This window comes from Sporosalibacterium faouarense (assembly GCF_016765695.1).
Lineage (GTDB): Bacteria > Bacillota > Clostridia > Tissierellales > VENL01 > Sporosalibacterium > Sporosalibacterium faouarense.
On sequence record NZ_JAETGO010000023.1, the window covers coordinates 45,443 to 63,085 of the forward strand.

At 30.8% G+C, this 17,643-nt stretch carries 15 protein-coding genes and 2 riboswitches; of the genes, 14 read left to right on the plus strand and 1 reads right to left on the minus strand.

Annotated elements, in window-relative coordinates; translation table 11 throughout:
• Positions 1 to 62: 62 nt before the first annotated feature.
• A complete protein-coding gene (locus tag JMO20_RS03495) occupies positions 63 to 1,865 on the minus strand; it encodes a methyl-accepting chemotaxis protein (protein ID WP_202708144.1) in 1,803 nt (600 codons plus the stop codon).
• Between the two features lie 237 nt (positions 1,866 to 2,102).
• Here JMO20_RS03495 and spoIID point away from each other — a divergent pair, with 237 nt between their 5' ends.
• From spoIID to JMO20_RS03565, 14 genes are all read left to right on the plus strand, one after another.
• Positions 2,103 to 3,530: a stage II sporulation protein D gene (spoIID, locus tag JMO20_RS20560; RefSeq protein WP_202708145.1), complete on the plus strand. Its 1,428-nt coding sequence runs from the start codon at positions 2,103 to 2,105 to the stop codon at positions 3,528 to 3,530.
• Between the two features lie 150 nt (positions 3,531 to 3,680).
• Entirely contained in the window at positions 3,681 to 3,947 is a 267-nt protein-coding gene (locus JMO20_RS03505) for a Veg family protein (protein ID WP_202708146.1), read from the plus strand.
• A 204-nt stretch (positions 3,948 to 4,151) separates the two neighbouring features.
• A riboswitch (cyclic di-GMP riboswitch) is annotated at positions 4,152 to 4,235 on the plus strand.
• A 92-nt stretch (positions 4,236 to 4,327) separates the two neighbouring features.
• Entirely contained in the window at positions 4,328 to 6,043 is a 1,716-nt protein-coding gene (locus JMO20_RS03510; RefSeq protein ID WP_202708147.1) for a sensor histidine kinase, read from the plus strand.
• Positions 6,040 to 6,654: a response regulator gene (locus JMO20_RS03515; RefSeq protein ID WP_202708148.1), complete on the plus strand. Its 615-nt coding sequence runs from the start codon at positions 6,040 to 6,042 to the stop codon at positions 6,652 to 6,654. The genes JMO20_RS03510 and JMO20_RS03515 overlap by 4 nt, the downstream gene beginning before the upstream one ends.
• A gap of 48 nt (positions 6,655 to 6,702) precedes the next feature.
• Complete coding sequence (locus JMO20_RS03520; RefSeq protein ID WP_202708149.1) at positions 6,703 to 7,137, plus strand: TasA family protein; 435 nt, start codon at positions 6,703 to 6,705, stop codon at positions 7,135 to 7,137.
• A gap of 72 nt (positions 7,138 to 7,209) precedes the next feature.
• Positions 7,210 to 7,860 carry a hypothetical protein gene (locus JMO20_RS03525; protein WP_202708150.1) on the plus strand — a complete coding sequence of 217 codons (651 nt, stop codon included), beginning with the start codon at positions 7,210 to 7,212 and terminating at the stop codon, positions 7,858 to 7,860.
• Positions 7,861 to 7,969: 109 nt separating this feature from the next.
• On the plus strand, positions 7,970 to 9,187 hold the full coding sequence (locus JMO20_RS03530; RefSeq protein ID WP_202708151.1) for a signal peptidase I: 1,218 nt from the start codon (positions 7,970 to 7,972) through the stop codon (positions 9,185 to 9,187).
• Between the two features lie 298 nt (positions 9,188 to 9,485).
• A complete protein-coding gene (locus tag JMO20_RS03535; RefSeq protein WP_202708152.1) occupies positions 9,486 to 10,223 on the plus strand; it encodes a hypothetical protein in 738 nt (245 codons plus the stop codon).
• A 205-nt stretch (positions 10,224 to 10,428) separates the two neighbouring features.
• Positions 10,429 to 11,622, plus strand: coding sequence for a DUF5305 family protein (locus JMO20_RS03540; RefSeq protein ID WP_202708153.1), 1,194 nt, complete (start codon positions 10,429 to 10,431; stop codon positions 11,620 to 11,622).
• Between the two features lie 273 nt (positions 11,623 to 11,895).
• Positions 11,896 to 13,167, plus strand: a complete 1,272-nt coding sequence (locus JMO20_RS03545) for an S-layer homology domain-containing protein (protein WP_202708154.1) — start codon at positions 11,896 to 11,898, stop codon at positions 13,165 to 13,167.
• Positions 13,168 to 13,461: 294 nt separating this feature from the next.
• Positions 13,462 to 13,545: riboswitch (cyclic di-GMP riboswitch) on the plus strand.
• 70 nt (positions 13,546 to 13,615) lie between these two features.
• Positions 13,616 to 14,218, plus strand: coding sequence for a signal peptidase I (locus JMO20_RS03550; protein ID WP_202708155.1), 603 nt, complete (start codon positions 13,616 to 13,618; stop codon positions 14,216 to 14,218).
• Between the two features lie 197 nt (positions 14,219 to 14,415).
• Positions 14,416 to 15,681, plus strand: a complete 1,266-nt coding sequence (locus tag JMO20_RS03555; RefSeq protein WP_202708156.1) for a TasA family protein — start codon at positions 14,416 to 14,418, stop codon at positions 15,679 to 15,681.
• 48 nt (positions 15,682 to 15,729) lie between these two features.
• Positions 15,730 to 16,434, plus strand: coding sequence for a TasA family protein (locus JMO20_RS03560; RefSeq protein ID WP_202708157.1), 705 nt, complete (start codon positions 15,730 to 15,732; stop codon positions 16,432 to 16,434).
• Between the two features lie 99 nt (positions 16,435 to 16,533).
• The gene (locus JMO20_RS03565) at positions 16,534 to 17,631 is read left to right on the plus strand and encodes a TasA family protein (RefSeq protein ID WP_202708158.1); all 1,098 of its coding nucleotides are present in this window, start codon (positions 16,534 to 16,536) and stop codon (positions 17,629 to 17,631) included.
• Positions 17,632 to 17,643 lie beyond the last annotated feature (12 nt).

The following is a 17,643-nucleotide window of genomic DNA, read 5'->3' on the forward strand; positions in this document are numbered from 1 at the left end:
GTAAAAATAAAGTCAGGAGATTTAAATCTCCTGACTTTATTTTTCGAGTATTTATTTTAAATCTATATTGAGTATTTCCCTAAATCCTCTTTAAAATCTGTGGATACTTTTTTAAATTCTCTAATGCTTTCCATCATTTTGTCGATTTCTTGAGTATATACAGTAACATTAGCGCTTACTTCCTCAGAAGAAGCTGAATTTTCTTCAGCAATAGCAGCTAGAGATTCTATATTTTGAGAAACGCTATTAATTGAACTGGTTTCGTCAGTTAATTTGTTAATCATTCTAATAAGAGAAGATGATACCTTTTCAATAGAGTTTACAGTGCTATAATTGGATTCTGCAACACTTGAAAGCTTAGTATTTTCTTCTTCTAGAACTGTAAACTGTACTTCGATTTGTCCAACTAAGTCATTAATTTCTTTAATAAATGAAATTAAATTATCATTTATATTCTTAACAGCATCCTTCGTATCCTCAGCTAGAGTTCTTATCTCATCTGCCACTACAGTAAATCCTCTACCAGCTTCTCCAGCCCTAGATGCCTCAATTGCTGCATTCAATGCAAGTAAATTTGTTTGATCAGATATTGATTCTACAGTTTCTACTATTTTGGTAACATCCTCAGCTCTAGTCTGAATTGATAGACTACTTTCTTTAACCTGTGCAAATTCAGCTAAAATATTCTTTAAGCTTACAGAAGTGTCATTTAGCTCCTCATAACCATCACTAATTTTATTAACTGCCGTTTCTAAATCACTCTTACTTGTATTTTCCTCTTCCACAATCTTATTTAATGCCTCAATATTGTTGTTTAATAGGTATGCAGCAGATTCAGTTTCATTAGCTTGTCCCGTCGCACCTTGAGCAACCTGTTCAACTACACCAGAAATATCCTTAGATGTCTCACCCATTTTTTTTGAAATTTCATTAAATTTATCTCCAAAAACGTTAAGCTCATCGGTCATGCCTTTAAAACCAACAAAATCACTTTTCAATATGTTTCTATAATCAGTTAATGAGATTATTATTTCTTCAAAGAAGTCATTAGTAGAAATATTTGTTTCTTCAGAATAATTTCTATTCTTTAAGTCATTTAAAACATTAAAAACACTTTTCTTTGGCATCATAAGTAATTTAGAAAAAATATAAGGAACTAATAGAGTTAATCCCAAAGTAACTCCTGTAAGCATTGTTCCATCTATAAATCTTGATAAGATGCCATAAGGGATTCCTATAAACAATAAGGAAGCTATTCCTATTTTTACTTCTATACTTTTTATAAATCCAAAAGATAATAGTTTGTTTATTTTATAGGATTTATGATAATAAATCTGTTCCGAGAATCTCACATGAATTTTTGTATAACTATTTGTTTTTTCAATTTCTTTTACTTCTATAGTCTCTCCGTAGAATTTTGCAGCTCCTTCAATCATACCGTGAAAATAACCAAACATTCCTCTAGATGAGTTATAAGTCATTTCAGCAGTGTAACCGTCTATGGCTTTCATCTTTAATATAGGCGGCTTAGCTCCAGGGATTTTTTGTGTAACTACGACATGAACATCATACATAGACTTTAAGAAAGAATATAGATTTTTATGCTTAAAGAAGGCTGGATAGTCCTCAGAAAATGTTAGTACATTATCATTTCCTATTGACTTCCATACATCATATGACTTTTTATCTATTTCTTTTGAAATAAAATCAACAATACCCATTGCGTAGCTGTCTTCAATGTCTTCTGTTGGTTTGAAAAGTTTCTTGGGGTCCATATTATTAGCTGTCATTGCCTCATTTGTTAAATCATCGCCGTAAATTTTACGGCAAGTTTTTATCCAGGCTTGTACAATTGTACCTTTCATAATTAAGGGGTTATCCCCGTCCCTCCCTTCGATAAATACATATAATATATAAATTAGACATCAAATTACAAAATCCTTCATTAAGCATATAAATGCAAAAATATATTTATTATGGCTTCTCCTTACTCACGTGGTCAAAGTAATAAACATACTATATAATATATCAATTTATATTAATATTAATAAAAAGAGGACTTATATAATATTTTATTGCATAAATGAAGGGGGTATATTTCCGTGTTAGGAAATAATGATATATATATAAAAGTTTATAGATGTTTAACTGATAAAATTGAAAGTCTTCCTATGGAGGAAGTTGTTAAAATGATGATATTATCTGAAATTAATATAGATTTTCATATAGAATTGCTGAAGTGTCAAACTATAATAGCTAGAACTCGTATTGTTAAAGAAGCTAAATGTTTTGGAGGCAAAGGATATAGTGAAGTTGAAGATTGTGATATATGTGATAGAGACTTTTGTATTGAAATGATAAATAATAAATATATTAAAGATAAATGGGGAGATAACTATGCAAAAAATAACAAAAAACTAAATGAAGCAATTAATAGTACTAAAGGGTTGATAATAACCTATAATAATAAGCCTATAGATGCTAAATATCATAGTACATGTGGAGGAGCTACTGAAAACTCTGAGAATGTCACAGGTAATCAGATTACTTATTTAAGACGGGTGCTCTGTGACTATTGTAAAGAATCGCCTTATTGGGATAATAAAAGAGACTTTTTTCTTGATGAAATTGAAGATAAATTAAGAATAAAGTTCCCAAATATCACGCCAAGTTTAAAAAGTGAGATAAAAGGATTCATAGAAGAAGTAGATAAAGATGAGAGTGGAAGAGTATTAAGCATGAAAATAGGAGGAAAAAAATTTAAAGGCACAGAAATTAGAGAGCTTTTGGGATTGAACTCTACAAGGTTTAGTATATCTCCAGCAGTAATTTCTTTTAATACCCAAGGAAAGGGCCATGGAATAGGTTTCTGTCAGTATGGTGGAAATGAAATGGCTCAAAAAGGGCATTCTTATTATGAAATTTTAAAATATTATTATACAGGAATAGCAGTCAAAAAATATAATAAGCCAAGTATAAAAAAACCGTTGAGTGGAAAACTAATAATGTTGGATCCTGCCCATGGTGGAGAAGATAATGGTTCAGAAGGAGCCAAAGGTATGAAGGAAAAAGATGTGGTATTAGAAGTTGGAAAGTACACTAAAGAGAGGCTTGAAGATTTAGGGGCTATAGTTATCTTAACTAGAGAAGATGATCGTTACTTATCATTGAGTAAAAGGGCAGAACTTGCTAATGATAAAAAACCTGATTTTTTTATTACTTTAAGTTTAAGTGCCTTCCCTAATACATCAGTAAATGGATGCGAGATATACCATTATAGAGGCGATAAGGATAGTCAAGCCCTAGGAAATTATATAATGGAGAATTTAGTCAAGGAGACAAATTTAATAAATAGAGGCGTAAGGACAGCAGAGTTATTTTTGGTCAAAGAAGTTAGGAATAGTGCTATACAGATATTTATAGATTATTTAACTAATCCTGATGTAGAAGAAAAACTAGCTGACAAGAAAAATATTCAAAAGATATCTAAGGGAATAGTGCAAGGTATTGTCAGTTTTTATAAGTATTAGCGAAAAAATAGAGAATTTTATGGCATTTTGTTTGGATTTATCAATTGACAAAAGCTATACTAAAGTAGTATAATAAATATTTAAGACTTGACACGATTTTGTTTGTATGCTATAATAAATTAGCCATACATTTTGAAAGAAGGTGATTGTTTGTTACAAAGGAACTCTTTAGATAAAATTAAGGAAAACGTAGAAAACTGCATAGGACAAAAAGTTAGACTTAAAGCTAACAAAGGCAGAAAGAAAACAACAATCAGAGAAGGTGTCCTAGAGAACGCATACCCTAGTATATTCGTAGTAAAGATTGACGGAGGATATAATTCAGTAAGAAGAGTGTCTTATAGTTATTCAGATATATTGACCGAAACAGTTGAAGTAACAATTTGTAATGAAGATAGAAAGATTCAAATCAGTTAAAAAAATATTCTAATTAAAATAAAGCCACCCAGGAAGGGTGGCTTTATTTTTTTTTGATAATAATCTAGAAAGTTGAATCAAAAAAGCTATAATTCTAAAGTAGTATTTGATGTAATACTAATGAGTAAAAATATATTAAAAAAAATTAATAAAGTTAGGAATATAATAAGTTGTACATGCATATAATGTGATGAATACAGTTTTTATATGATAGGAGATAATGAAGTATATCCGTTATTTGGGCACCTAGGATATATGGAATCAGTGGTGCAACCGGCCTTTTTTTAGGGTCGGTATTTTTATTACGTGGACTAAAAAATATAGATATTTATGTTTAGTTTTCATGTCTTTAGACTAACAACCATTAGGAGGGAAATGTTTTGACTTTAGAAAAAATATATTCCAGAATATCACCTGCCATACAGCAACTAGAAGAAATTAAACTAGTATTTTTTTATAGGTATATATCATTAATTGTAACATCTCTATTTTACATTATAGACAGGTCAGGACATTCTATTGATAGAAAGGTTTTTATTATATCTTGTATTAGTATCTCTTCTATAATATTAAACTATTTATATGTAAAAAACCATGATTCTACCTTTAAAATAAAAATATTGCTATTAATTGAGACTTTGGGTAATTCATTAATACTAATACCTTCAGGAGGACTTAATAGCCCATATGTTTGGTATGCTTTGAATACTATTTTAATATCTTCTATTAAGCTTAAAAAAAGGTATTGTTGGGTAAGCCTTTTTGTCTACTTATTTAGTTCAACATGCATACTTTATTCGATTAAAATTGTAAGAATCACGCCTTTTACAGCTTTAGTATATGAGGAAATGAATTTAATACTTAGCTTTATATTAATTACAGTTGTAATACAGTACTTGTCCAAGCATATAAATATCATTAAAGATAAAAAAGTTAAGCTTGAGAGAGCAAACCATCAGCTAGAAATAGCAAACGAAAAAAACAAGGAGTCCATGGAGTATGTAATGAAGCTATATCAAGCAGTACACTTATTAACCTCTGAAGACAATGAATCTGACTTAATAAGTTTAATTGTTAAATATACAAAGCAATTAACTCGGTCGGAAATAGTTTTTTTCTATAACTTATCACACTCAAAGCGCAATATAGTATTTAATCATGAAAAGAATAATATCAACTTAGAAAAAGATATTAATTATGTTTTATCACAAGAAAAAGTTGAAATGTTAAAAGTAGCATCTACTAAGGAAATTACTGCTGATAATAAAGTTTTTGTAATAGCTCCTGTAGTAAGTAATTATAAGATATTTGGAATATTAGGAATTCAAAAAATCACACGTATAAGTGATGAAGAAGAGAATGGAATAATAAATCAGTTGAAATTTTTATCAGAAATAGGTGGGATTGTATTGGAAAAGCTGAATTTGGAACGAGTAAATAATCATTTGATTATAAATGAAGAGCAGAAAAGGATAGCTGATGAGATTCACGATAGTACTTTACAGAGACTTTTTGCTATATCATGTGGGCTAACTGCATTAACCAAGGCGTTTGAAAATTCAAGGACGTATGAATTAACAGATGAATTACAGGTAATAAGAAACTCCTTAAATAAAACTATGAAAGAACTAAGGGCTACTGTATATGGTCTTAATTGGAAAAAAACAGGGATTAATTGGTTTATAACCGATATTAATAATTATATAAACGAAGTAATAAAACTTAATCATGTTAATATTAATTTTGAAGTTCAGGGAAATACTGATTTTTTATCATCACAGCAGAAGAATGCTCTGTATAGAGTTGTGAGTGAAGGGATAAGTAATGCGGTAAGGCATGGTAAATCAAGCAGTATAGTAATTGAGTTGATTATCAAAGCGAGTACCACATCTCTTAAAATAACTGATAATGGAATAGGGTTTAACTATGAAAAAATTAGGAAGGAACAGAAGTTAGGATTAGGACTTGGAAACATAGAGTATTTAATTAATTCTCTTAATGGAAAAATATTATTTTTTAGTGATATAGAAAAGGGAACTGAAATAAATATTACTATACCTAATAAGTATTATTTAAATAAGGAGGAAATAGTATGAGAATACTTTTAGTTGATGATCATCCTTTAATAAGGAGAGGGTTAGCTTCTATATTAACTTATGAAGATGACATCGAAGAAACTAAAGAGGCTTCAAATGTTAGTGAAGCAGTGGAATTATTAGCATATTATAAATTTGAAATAGCTATAATCGACTTAAGATTGGGCAAAGAGAGCGGGCTGGAAATTGTAAATAGAGCAAAGAATATGGATATAAAGACAAAATTTATTATGTTAACTTCCTCCTTGAGGTATGAGGACTTTTCCGAAGCTAAAAAAGTAGGTGTTGATGCATATATATTAAAAGAATCCTTCATGGATGATATATTATATGCTTTAAAGGTAGTGACCAGGGGCAAAAAATTCTATGATTCTGAAATTATGGAGTATAATATGCAAAGTACTTATAGAAATGATTTAAGTGAGTTGACACCCAGAGAGAGGGAAGTACTCAATGAACTTGGCAGGGGTCTTAGCAATATAGAAATTGCTAATCAATTATATATATCAGAAAATACAGTAAAAAAACATGTAAGTAATATTCTATCTAAGCTAGAACTTAGTCATAGAACAGAGGCAGCTCTGTTTATAAAAGATTCAGCTAATTTTTAAAGCTTATATTAGTTAGTTTCAGTTGAATATTGGAGGGAGGAAAATTAATTGACCAGGAAGAGAAAGAGAAGTATGTCTACAAGTAAATTTATAATGGTTGTGACTTCTGTAGCTATGTTAAATGCTATGGGAATAAGTTATGCATACTGGAATGATGGATTAAATATTAATACTACTGTGACAACTGGAAGAATGAGTGTATCAGTTGAAGGAGATAAGGATTTTAATGATATTATAAAGATTAAAGACGGTGAAAAATATACTAAAAAGTTGAATTATACAATCATAAATGAAGGAAGTATACCTATTCGATTAAGTGATATAGATACATCTTCTTGCTCTAAACTTAATATATCAACATCAGAATATGATGGAATATTAAATCCAGAAGAGGAAAAATCAATTGCTATAACATTAGAAACAGATAAACCTGGAGAATATCCCTTCGATATAATATTGAACTATAAACAATGGAATAGATAATTAAAAATTATTATTAGTATAAGTTAAGTAAGGCTTGATCCTACTTAATAATAATATGCATGGAGGTATAATATGAAAAAAGGAACGATTATTATAGCTTTTAGTCTTTTAGGTGCATTAATGTTGATGTCAGGTGGATATGGGTACTGGAAAGATAGTTTAACAATAACTGGAGAAGTTAAAGTTCAATCATTACCTTCTGAGTCCCAAGATAATCCTTTGACTGCAACGCCTTCAATAGCAATTGAAGAAATGCAAGAAAAGGCTGGTGATACTACAGACAAGGATAGACAACTTCAAGGTCAAGAAACTGTAGACATAATTGATAAAGAGATTGAAGAAAATGGGGATAAATCAATAGATAAATCTATTTATGAGGATGAACCTAAAATAGTAGAAGAAGAAAAAGATATAGAAAATGAAACTATTGAAGTAAATGCGGAAAATGAAGATATGAAAATAAATAGTGAATTATCTGAAGAAAAGAATGCAGAGAAGATAGATGAAAGCAAAAGTAATGAAGATAAAAATTCAAATACAAAGGTCAAAACTCAAGAAATGGACTCACCAAAAAATGATGGAATAAAAAATTTGCAGGAGAATTCTATAAATAAAGAAATAAAATCTGATGATACTAAAGAAAGTAAGGGCGAAGAAAATAGTAATAACTTAAATGTAATTGAAAAGACTAGTAAGGAATACAATTCTAATAATGAAAATTAAAATAATGGATATGAAATAAGTACATTTGATAATGGTAAATGATGAGTTAACAAAATGTGTAACAGATATAACTAATATACGATTTTTTAGGATAAAAAGGGGAAATGTAATGATGATAAAAGAAGACTTTTTACCCACAAAGGTATCTAAACTAAGGTGTTCTATATTAGTATTAATGGTTATAGTCATATATTGCATAGAGAATAGCAGCATTCCTTCAATCATAGGGAGTCAAAGCTTCAATTACATAATTAAACCGATATTATGGGGTATAGTTGTATTAACTATATGGCTTTACCCAAGAGCAAATGGACATGCATTACTAAAACTTAGAGGCTTGGTAAATTTATGGGCCTTTAACTTTGCTATTATTTATATAGCCTGCTCCGTCATAGTAGGCATATTTATAGAAGGCTTGGGGAAAAGTCCTTATGCACATTCGCCTATAGGTATATTGAAGAATGTAATATTTGTTGGAAGTGCTTTAATAGGAAGGGAAATATTTCGTGGATATTTAGTTAATAGAATAGTGAAAAAAGAAAATTATAAGGTATTCATATTGATAACATTATTTACAACTTTTATTTCAATATCATTTAACAGTTATATAAATATAAGTGGACATGAGAATTTGGTAGAATTTATAGCTGAAAGCTTAGCTCCAGAGTTTTCAAAACATCTATTGGCTACATATTTGGTTTTTTTAGGTGGCCCTTTAACTTCAATCATATATATAGGTACAGTAGATGGGTTTCACTGGCTGTCTCCTATACTTCCTGACTTTCAATGGATAACAACTGCATTGATAGGCGTACTTTGTCCAATTTTTTTTATGATGTCAGTTCAGAATATATATTTAGATGCTTCGAAGCAAATTAATAAATCAAAAAAAGACAATGAAAGTCCTCTTAGTTGGTTATTGGTAAGTGTGGTTTCCATAGGGATAGTATGGTTTTCTGTGGGAGTGTTCCCTGTTTATCCTTCTGTTATAGCTACAGGTAGTATGGAGCCCCTGATTAAGCCAGGAGATGTTATTTTAGTAAAAAAAGTAAAAAGCATGGATGATATAAATGATTTGAAGATAAACGATGTAATTCAATTTGAACGAGGAAATATTTTGATTTCCCATAGAGTAATTGAAATAATAGAAGATAATGAAGGTAAAAGATATAAGACTAAAGGGGATAATAACTCTGGACCAGATCAAGAGCTAGTATCTCCAAATGATATAAGAGGAAAAATCGTTTTTGTTGTTCCCAAGATAGGATGGCCAACACTATTAATAAAGAGCGAAGAAAATATTCCTCTCAAGGGAATAGTATTCTAAGGAGAAAAAATAGCATGCATATGATATGCTCCCCTGGTAGTAGACAGTCAAATTGATAAGACTGTCAGTACAAGGGGAGTATTTTTTATGGTCATAGTAAGATTTGCTATAATAGATAGTTTAGTGCTACATTATACTACTAAAGAAGTAGATATTTAACTCAATAGTACCATTGAAAATAACACATAGTCACTATTGGAAAGTAAACTTTATAATGGCGAAATAAAGCTACTGTCATTCTATAATTATAAATGAAAGAGCTCGATAAGCTCAAAACAAGAAAAGGAGTGGGATTTTGATGAAAAAAACTAAATTTTTAGCTCTTGCATTAGCAGTAGCAGTTATGCTAATGGGTGCTGGTTATGCGGCATGGAGTAACCAAACATTCTTGACAACAACTGTGAGAACTGGTAATTTCAAGATGGAAATTACTGATACCTCTATTCGCACTGGTGATAGACAAGAGGCGAACGAAGCACATGATTGGCACGAATATGACTGGACTCATGGTGGTAATGTTGACCATAATGCAACATCAGCTGTAGTTGAATTTAATGATTTATATCCTGGTGGAACAGTTCAAGTTGATATGACAACAACTAATAATGGTACAATTCCTGCTAAGCTAAAGAGTGCAAAGGTTGAATACCTTAGTGGAAATGAAGATTTATTCAATTTATTATTAGGTCAAACTTCTTGGAAAGCTGACATTAATGGTGATGGCTCTAAAGATGATTGGGATCATGTAGAATGGAATCGTGAAAATTGGAGAGGACTTCAAGGAGCTCTTAATGCTTTAGTTGCTAATATTAATGACCATAATGCAGTTATTGAACCAGGTGGATGGCTTTCATTAGGTGATGGAGAAGAGAATGGTTGCATAAAAATTAAACTTGATCCAGATGCTGGCAATGAGTTCCAAAATAAAAATGTTAAGTTCAAGATAACATTTAATTGGGAACAATGGACAACTGATCCAACTGAAAATCCATACGATGGAGATAATGGATATGGTGGAGATGGAGACGTTCAATAGATAATAGAAATATATAAGTAATAGGAGTAGGAAAGATTCCTGCTCCTATTTTCTACTTTGAAAATAACTATTTTTAGCAATAAAAAAATAAAAAGCAAGAGTTATATAGAATACAGAAAAGTTGACAAATAGCAACAAAACTAGATAAAGGATAAGTGTAGCTTATGTGGAATACACATATAAAAGACTTGTAGGGGTGTTGAGAATGAGGGTACATATAAATAATCATTTTAAACGTGGACTGATAATCATTTTGATTATATTAATTGGAGTTTTATCTTTCTTATTATATACAGAAAAAAACAATCCAAGATTTGAAGAAAAGAAGATATCTTTATATAGTTATAATAATAAAACAAATATGGACTATGAAGTTTTTTTAAAACCCAATCTTTTATATGATAAGGAAAGTGTGGGAAAAGATAATATTTATATAACACAATTTGTAGATTATATTGATACATCGTTTATATATGAGTTTGATGGAGAAAGTATTGCAAATATTCAGGGAAGCTATAAGGTAATAGCTAGGGTAGAGGGCTATACTATTAGTAATGAAACATATAAAGTAATTTGGAATAAAGATTTTATTTTAGCAGATGAGAATAAAATTAATAGTAACGATACTAAATTGCATATAGGTGAAAATATATCATTAGACTATAATCAATACAACGACTTTGCAAGACAAGTTATTCAGGATTCGAAAGTAAATTCAAATGTTAGACTAATAGTATTTATGAATGTAGATGTTAATGTTGATACTGGCAAAGGTGTTATAGAAGAAGATCTATCACCTTCAATAACAATACCTTTAAATACAAGCTATTTTGAAGTGGAAGGGAAATTAGAAAGTAAAAAGTCTGGTGCTATAGAAGAAACTCAAAAAATGTTATTGCCACCTGATGAAGAGAGAGTTAAGCTTTACGTGGTTACAATTTGTTTGTTAGGTATAATATTATTAGTTGTATTACTTCTAACAAAGGGTAAAGCTGTTAATGATCCTAAAGAAAAGAGACTTAATAAAATATTTAAGAAATACGGAGATAGATTAGTGGCTTTAAATAATGAATTTGGAAACTCATATTTAGAACAAAATGCAGTTGAATCAATAGGTGACTTAGTTAAAATTTCCGATGAATTTGGAAGACCTATTATGTACAGATATAGTTCGAACTATAAAAAACTTGATAGATTCTATGTAACTGATGATAATGAAATCTATGTTTATGATATCAATAAGGATATGGATAAACTCACTTCTCAAGCCAAAAATATAAGAGATGATAATAACGGTAATATGGCTCCTAAGAGCTTAAGAGAGAGGTTATCAAAATTAAAGTTAAGTTCATCAAAATCAAAAAAAGATAAAATAAAGAAAAGTGATATAGAGAGTTAAGGATATAGAAAAGTAGGCTGAACACCTGCTTTTCTATTTTTAAATACTACTTTAGTAGTAAATAGAGTAACATAAAGTACTATATAAAATTAGCATTATGTATGGCGAAAAAGTAAAAAAACTTAGATATAATTTAGGAAGATAGGAGTATACTTTTTCAATGATATAGTAAAGAGCTTAATATATATAACTCAAATGATATTTTAGGTATAGTTTTATAATTAAGTAGTATTAATAAAATTTAAAAATGAGTTGAATTAATGGGGGGTAAAAATGAGTAATGGTAAGGGAAGGTATAGAAAGAATTTCTTCTACATAATTCTAGTTATTGTAATGATGTCAATTTTTACCTATGGAATCATCAATACTTCTTATGCAACACGAAACTCACAAGTGCCTAATGTGTTAGTGACTCTCGAAAAAGGAGGAACTAGTCAACAAGGGAATTTATATGGTACTGGTTTATGGTTTCCAGGGTTAAAAAAAGAAGGAATCATTAGAGTAGCTAATAATACAGGAAGAACTGTGAAAGTAGATAATTTAGGTATACAAGTTAAATTAACAGATACAAAACTAGGAATAGATAAAGAAGTTGTACTAAATTCATTTCTTAATAATATGAAGCTTAGTATTGAAAAAGGATATCTTTTTGCTTTTGATAAAGTAATCCTGGCAGAAACAAAAATCCATAAATTGTTATATTCTCATAATAATGATGATTATAATGGCTATGATATTATAGTTGACGATCAGTTTACAATTAGAAATGGAAAATCCATAGATCTCAAATATACTCTATATATGAATAAGGAGTCGGGTGATGAGCTACAAGATCTTAGCGCTCAAATAAATTTCGTTATTAATTCAAGTGGTGATACAATAAATGATCCACCAGACGATCCGCCAGATGACCCACCAAATGATCCAGATCCACCAGTAACTCCACCAAGTGACCCACCTCCAGAGGAGCCACCTACAGTAGAAGAGCCAGAAGAACCAACTGATACTCAGGATCATTGGGCTCATGATTGTATAATTACTTTAATTGAACATGGAGTTATAAAAGGTTATCCTGATGGAACTATACGTCCTGAGTATAAGGTGACTAGAGCTGAAGTAGCAGCATTGGTTGCAAGGGCATTGAAGGTTGAGGAAGACTTTTCTAAGGAACCAGTATACAAAGATGATATACCTAAATGGGTAGAAGGATATGTAGTTGCTTTAACGGACTATAATATATATACTGGATACCCTGATAACACCTTTAGATCAGATAAATATATTTCTAGGGAAGAGGTAGTAGCTGTATTAATTAGAGGCTTTGAAAAGAGCTTAGATGCAAATAATAAATTAGATTTTAAAGATAAAGATGATATTGGCTTTTGGGCTGTAGACTATGTTAAATCAGGAGTGGAGAATAATGTGATTACTGGATACCCAGATGGTACATTTAAACCTAAAAATGATATAACTAGGGCAGAAGTATTCACTATATTATGTAAGCTATTAGGGCTTCATGAAACGCATGTATATAAGATCGATTAATTATAAAAAACAAAATAAATATTTTATGTCACATTATAAATAAGGGCCTTTGAGGTCCTTGTTTTTTTATTTGAGGAAATTAAATATTTTTATAAGTCTTTATTTCTTTGAAAAGAGATTTATTTAACGGATTTTTTAAAAAAATAAAAAAAGAAAAAAATTAGTCTAAAATATAAATTTGTGGAAATAATAACCTCAAACGTTAATTGAATCTAATCTTGTTCTATTGTTACACAGTTAGTAAATTAATGAAAATATTGTACTGTGTAAAGATATGATTTTCATATGCGTTAATTAGATTTTGGAGATTATGATGTATATTCTTTAAGTGGGCACCTAGGATATACGGAGTCAGTGGTGCAACCGGCCTTGTTTTATGGATATTATAAAATAAGGATTTTTTACTGTAGATTTATAAGCAAAGATCTATTGATAAGGAGGAACTTTTATGAAAGAAATAGCTAAAGAAACAGAAAAGAATAAAAGTATAGTGAAAAAATTGATTAAGTGGTCATCAAATATTGCAATTATTATTTTAGTTGTGTTAGTTGTTACATCCTTGTATTCATCATTTAAATCAAGAAATGATCCTAGTTATATACCTTCAGTATTAGGCTACAAGCCTATGTCAGTGCTTACAGGAAGTATGGACCCAACCCTTAAGCCTGGTGATATGGTTATTGTTAAGGCAACTGACCCTAATATTCTCAAAGTTAATGATGTAATTACATATAGGGTAAGCAACTCAACGTTGATAACTCATAGGATTATTGAAATTACAAATGAGGACCAACATCTTTATTTTAAAACTAAGGGAGATGCTAACAATACCGAAGATCAAAGACTGATATCATCCGAACAAGTGGTTGGTAGGTTAGCTTTTAGTATTCCCAAGGGAGGATACATAGTTAACTGGATTAAAAGTCCATTAGGACTTATATTACTAGTGATTTTGCCAATAACTTTCCTTTTAGTAGGAGAAATAAAATCCATATTTTCTCAAGTGGATAAAAACAAAGAAGCTAATCCGAAGGATGATATGGAAGTATAAAACTTAGTAATATCTGTAGATTATATATCTAGTACATGAAAGAACACTATAATATGGGGGTGATATGAAAAAGTAAAGGGGAGCATGGGACATCCCTGCTAAGATATCCCATGCCAAAAAGAAAAATGTAAATATATTCACTACTATTTTACCACAAAACCTAAAAAAAATTAAGAACATTTAGGAGGATGATTATTTTGAAGAAAAGATTAGTTTTAAGTTTATTACTAGTCGGATTGTTAGCATTTAGTGCAGGAATGGGCACTTTTGCATGGTTTGCCAGTCAAGCAACAAGTTCAAATAATACTTTTGCTGCTGGAACTTTGACTGTTTCATTAGAGGGGCAAGATACAGAACAAAATGACTTCTCGATAGATGGTCCAATTCAACCAGGAGATATAGTGACTAGAGATTCCAATGGAGATCCAGGATATGCAACAATAGAGATAGTTAATAGTGGATCTTTAGATCTTGGATATTTTGATAATTTTGTACTAGATGATGATCCAAATGATGAAACAGATACTAAATTAGCTGAAGCAATATATATTAAGAACTGGAAAAACTCTTTGTGGAAAACCGATGGAGATGAAGGATATACTCAGCTTTGGGAAGATCATTTTATAGTAGAAGGAGTAGGACAATATCCATTTTTTAATAATACTACTGATGCTAATAGCGACGGAAAAATATCCCTTGCTGAGTGGCTAAATGATGGAAATACTCAGATGGGTATACCAAATGGATGGGATGTAGGTGGCTTAAAACCAGGAAGCAAGTTTGTTCAGCAGTTTGAATTAGCATTCGATGAGAATGCAAATAACGATTACCAAGGATTGTCTTTAACAGGGAAATTCAAAGTCGTAGCGGGACAGGTTAATATACCAGCGATTCGTCAATTAATGATTGATAATAATATACCAACTGGAACAGGTGCCGAAGCAAAGGTTCCTGAGATGCTGGAACGTATTTCTCAACAAGAAGATAAAAAAGCTCCTACAATAGGGAATGAGTTGGCAACAATAAATACTAATAATAGAAGAATTAGTTTAAGCTTTTCAATTGATGAAATGATTAATCTTGATTTAAACAATCCTGGAGATATACAAATAACATATGGAACAATGGAAAATAGTGTTTTCTCGCCTGCCCTCAAAGAAGATAATACGCCAATTACTAAATTTAAAGCATGGTCCGCATATTTAAATGGATATATAGAAGAAGAAAAGGTGCGATTTGGTCAAGGGGTAGAAGGATTAGAAGAATACAACGGAGAGAGAGTATTAAACACTGTTCCTAAAAATACAATGTTGAGCACTACTGTTGACCCTAACTATGAAACAATGGGATATGCAGATGACGATGCTTTTTGGCAAGCACTAGAGAATGGTAATGTAGCAATTGAAATAGTTGTTTTTGATAACTCTGGTAATTCAACTACACAATATGTTATAGCACAATAAGAGATAGGATAGAAAAGATAAATTTAGAAGATTAGGGAGGAATATTAAATGACAAAGAAAGCTTTATTGAGTATTACTTTAATAGGATTATTAGCTTTTGGTGTAGGAATGGGAACATATGCATGGTTCACTAGCCAAGCAACTAGCTCCAACAATAGCTTCGCAACAGGAACGTTAGCTTTAGCTACAGCAGGTGAAGGAAGTATAAACATAGATTTGAATACAGCAAATCTTCAACCAGGTGATATATTAACAGGAGATGATACAACAGAATTCGCTTCAATTACAATAGAAAATGATGGCAGTCTCAACATGGCTACCTTCGGAAGATTCACAGTAGATGGCAACCTAGCAGACGATATGATTATCACTGATTACAAAGCAGAATTCTTTCACAAAGAAGATAGTCAACCATATCGTGTTGACAATTTTATCGAAAATGGAGTAAAGCATAATGATCAATTCGCTTCAAATATGTATGATTGGGTAAATGGGAACGGACCACTGGATATACCTGGAACTGCTTGGGATGAAGAAGCACTGAAACCAGGAGATTACTTTACTATAACATTTAGATTAGTATACGACAAAAATGCTACAGCTCAGGGAGAAACTGCAAATTTAGGTTATGAAGTATATGGTACACAAGTTAGAGAAGGAGCAATACAAGCTTTAAATTTAGAAGGTGTATCTGATGAATATATAGCTAATTATGCTTATCCCTATCTTTTAAATCAAGTTAGTCCTGAGTAGAAAAGATCAAACTGGAAGAAATTTATGCAAATATGATAATTTTGCTTTTAATATGCTTGAATAATTAAAACCATTTCATATTAAGAAGGAGGGAATTAGGTGAAGAAGAAAAGCTTGGGTGTAATTCTCGTTGTAATTTTAATTTGTTCGATGGCTGGGGCAGGAACTATGGCTTGGTTCACTAGTCAAGCTACTAGTGATAATAATGTTTTTGCAGCTGGTACATTGATCTTAGGCTCGGAAGGAGCTAATAATGATGATATTTATAATACATTTGAGAAAGTAGAGTTTCCAGATATGGAGCCTGGTCAACCATTTGTGCAGGTACAAGAAACTATATTAAAAAATGTAGGGTCACTACCTTTTTATCTATATAGAATGACAGCATCACAGTTAGAGGATAATAATCTGAACAATGAGATTGATGATACTAAATTAAATGATGTCTTAACATTAAAAATCACTTTAAAGGATATGGAAGAAGATGCAGATGAAGAACAAGTATACTATGGCAAATTAAGTCAATTAAAGCTTGATAATGGAGGATTTTTTGATCCTATATATGATGTACGACCAGGTGAAAAGAAGGTGATGAAAATTTATGCCGAATTGCCACCTGAAGTTACTAATGAATATCAAGGACTAAGCATGATATGTGATCTAACACTATATGCTAAGCAAAACAATGTTCCTATTCAGGGAGATCCCCAAAATCAGTGGCATGATTTACAACAAGGGAGTGTAACGAATTTCTCAGTTAAAGGTATAAATCATAGGCCTCTTCTTAGAAATCTGGTGACTTTTGACTGGGATTGGAATCCAGATGATAGTGATTATGAATTCTATGAAATTATGATAAAACACGAAACTGGTGATCCTAATGCTCAAATAACTGAGGAACGATGGGAAACAGAAGAGCCATTTCTTTGGTGGACAATTAAAACTCAACACTTATCAGAGGATATAGAAGTATATGATATGCTGACTGGTGAAGAGGTCGATTTAGATAAATGGGATGTTATTTGGGATCCATCAGAAGATAATATCAGCATTGCAATGTCAGCTTTTCCATCTGATTGGGATGGAATGGAAATAAAATTATCAGGTACTCAATATGAAGACCTGAATTCACCTGGAAACCCAGAGATAGATACTATTCAAAGTTTACCAATACAATATTGGTCATTTGATAGATAGAGTTAATACAAG

Coding starts and splice junctions, on each gene's coding strand:
- JMO20_RS03535 (WP_202708152.1), top strand. CDS start 9,486: ATGAAAAAAACTAAATTTTTAGCTCTTGCATTAGCAGTAGCAGTTATG.
- JMO20_RS03550 (WP_202708155.1), top strand. CDS start 13,616: ATGAAAGAAATAGCTAAAGAAACAGAAAAGAATAAAAGTATAGTGAAA.
- JMO20_RS03495 (WP_202708144.1), bottom strand. CDS start 1,865: ATGAAAGGTACAATTGTACAAGCCTGGATAAAAACTTGCCGTAAAATT.
- JMO20_RS03530 (WP_202708151.1), top strand. CDS start 7,970: ATGATGATAAAAGAAGACTTTTTACCCACAAAGGTATCTAAACTAAGG.
- JMO20_RS03560 (WP_202708157.1), top strand. CDS start 15,730: ATGACAAAGAAAGCTTTATTGAGTATTACTTTAATAGGATTATTAGCT.
- JMO20_RS03540 (WP_202708153.1), top strand. CDS start 10,429: ATGAGGGTACATATAAATAATCATTTTAAACGTGGACTGATAATCATT.
- JMO20_RS03525 (WP_202708150.1), top strand. CDS start 7,210: ATGAAAAAAGGAACGATTATTATAGCTTTTAGTCTTTTAGGTGCATTA.
- JMO20_RS03515 (WP_202708148.1), top strand. CDS start 6,040: ATGAGAATACTTTTAGTTGATGATCATCCTTTAATAAGGAGAGGGTTA.
- JMO20_RS03545 (WP_202708154.1), top strand. CDS start 11,896: ATGAGTAATGGTAAGGGAAGGTATAGAAAGAATTTCTTCTACATAATT.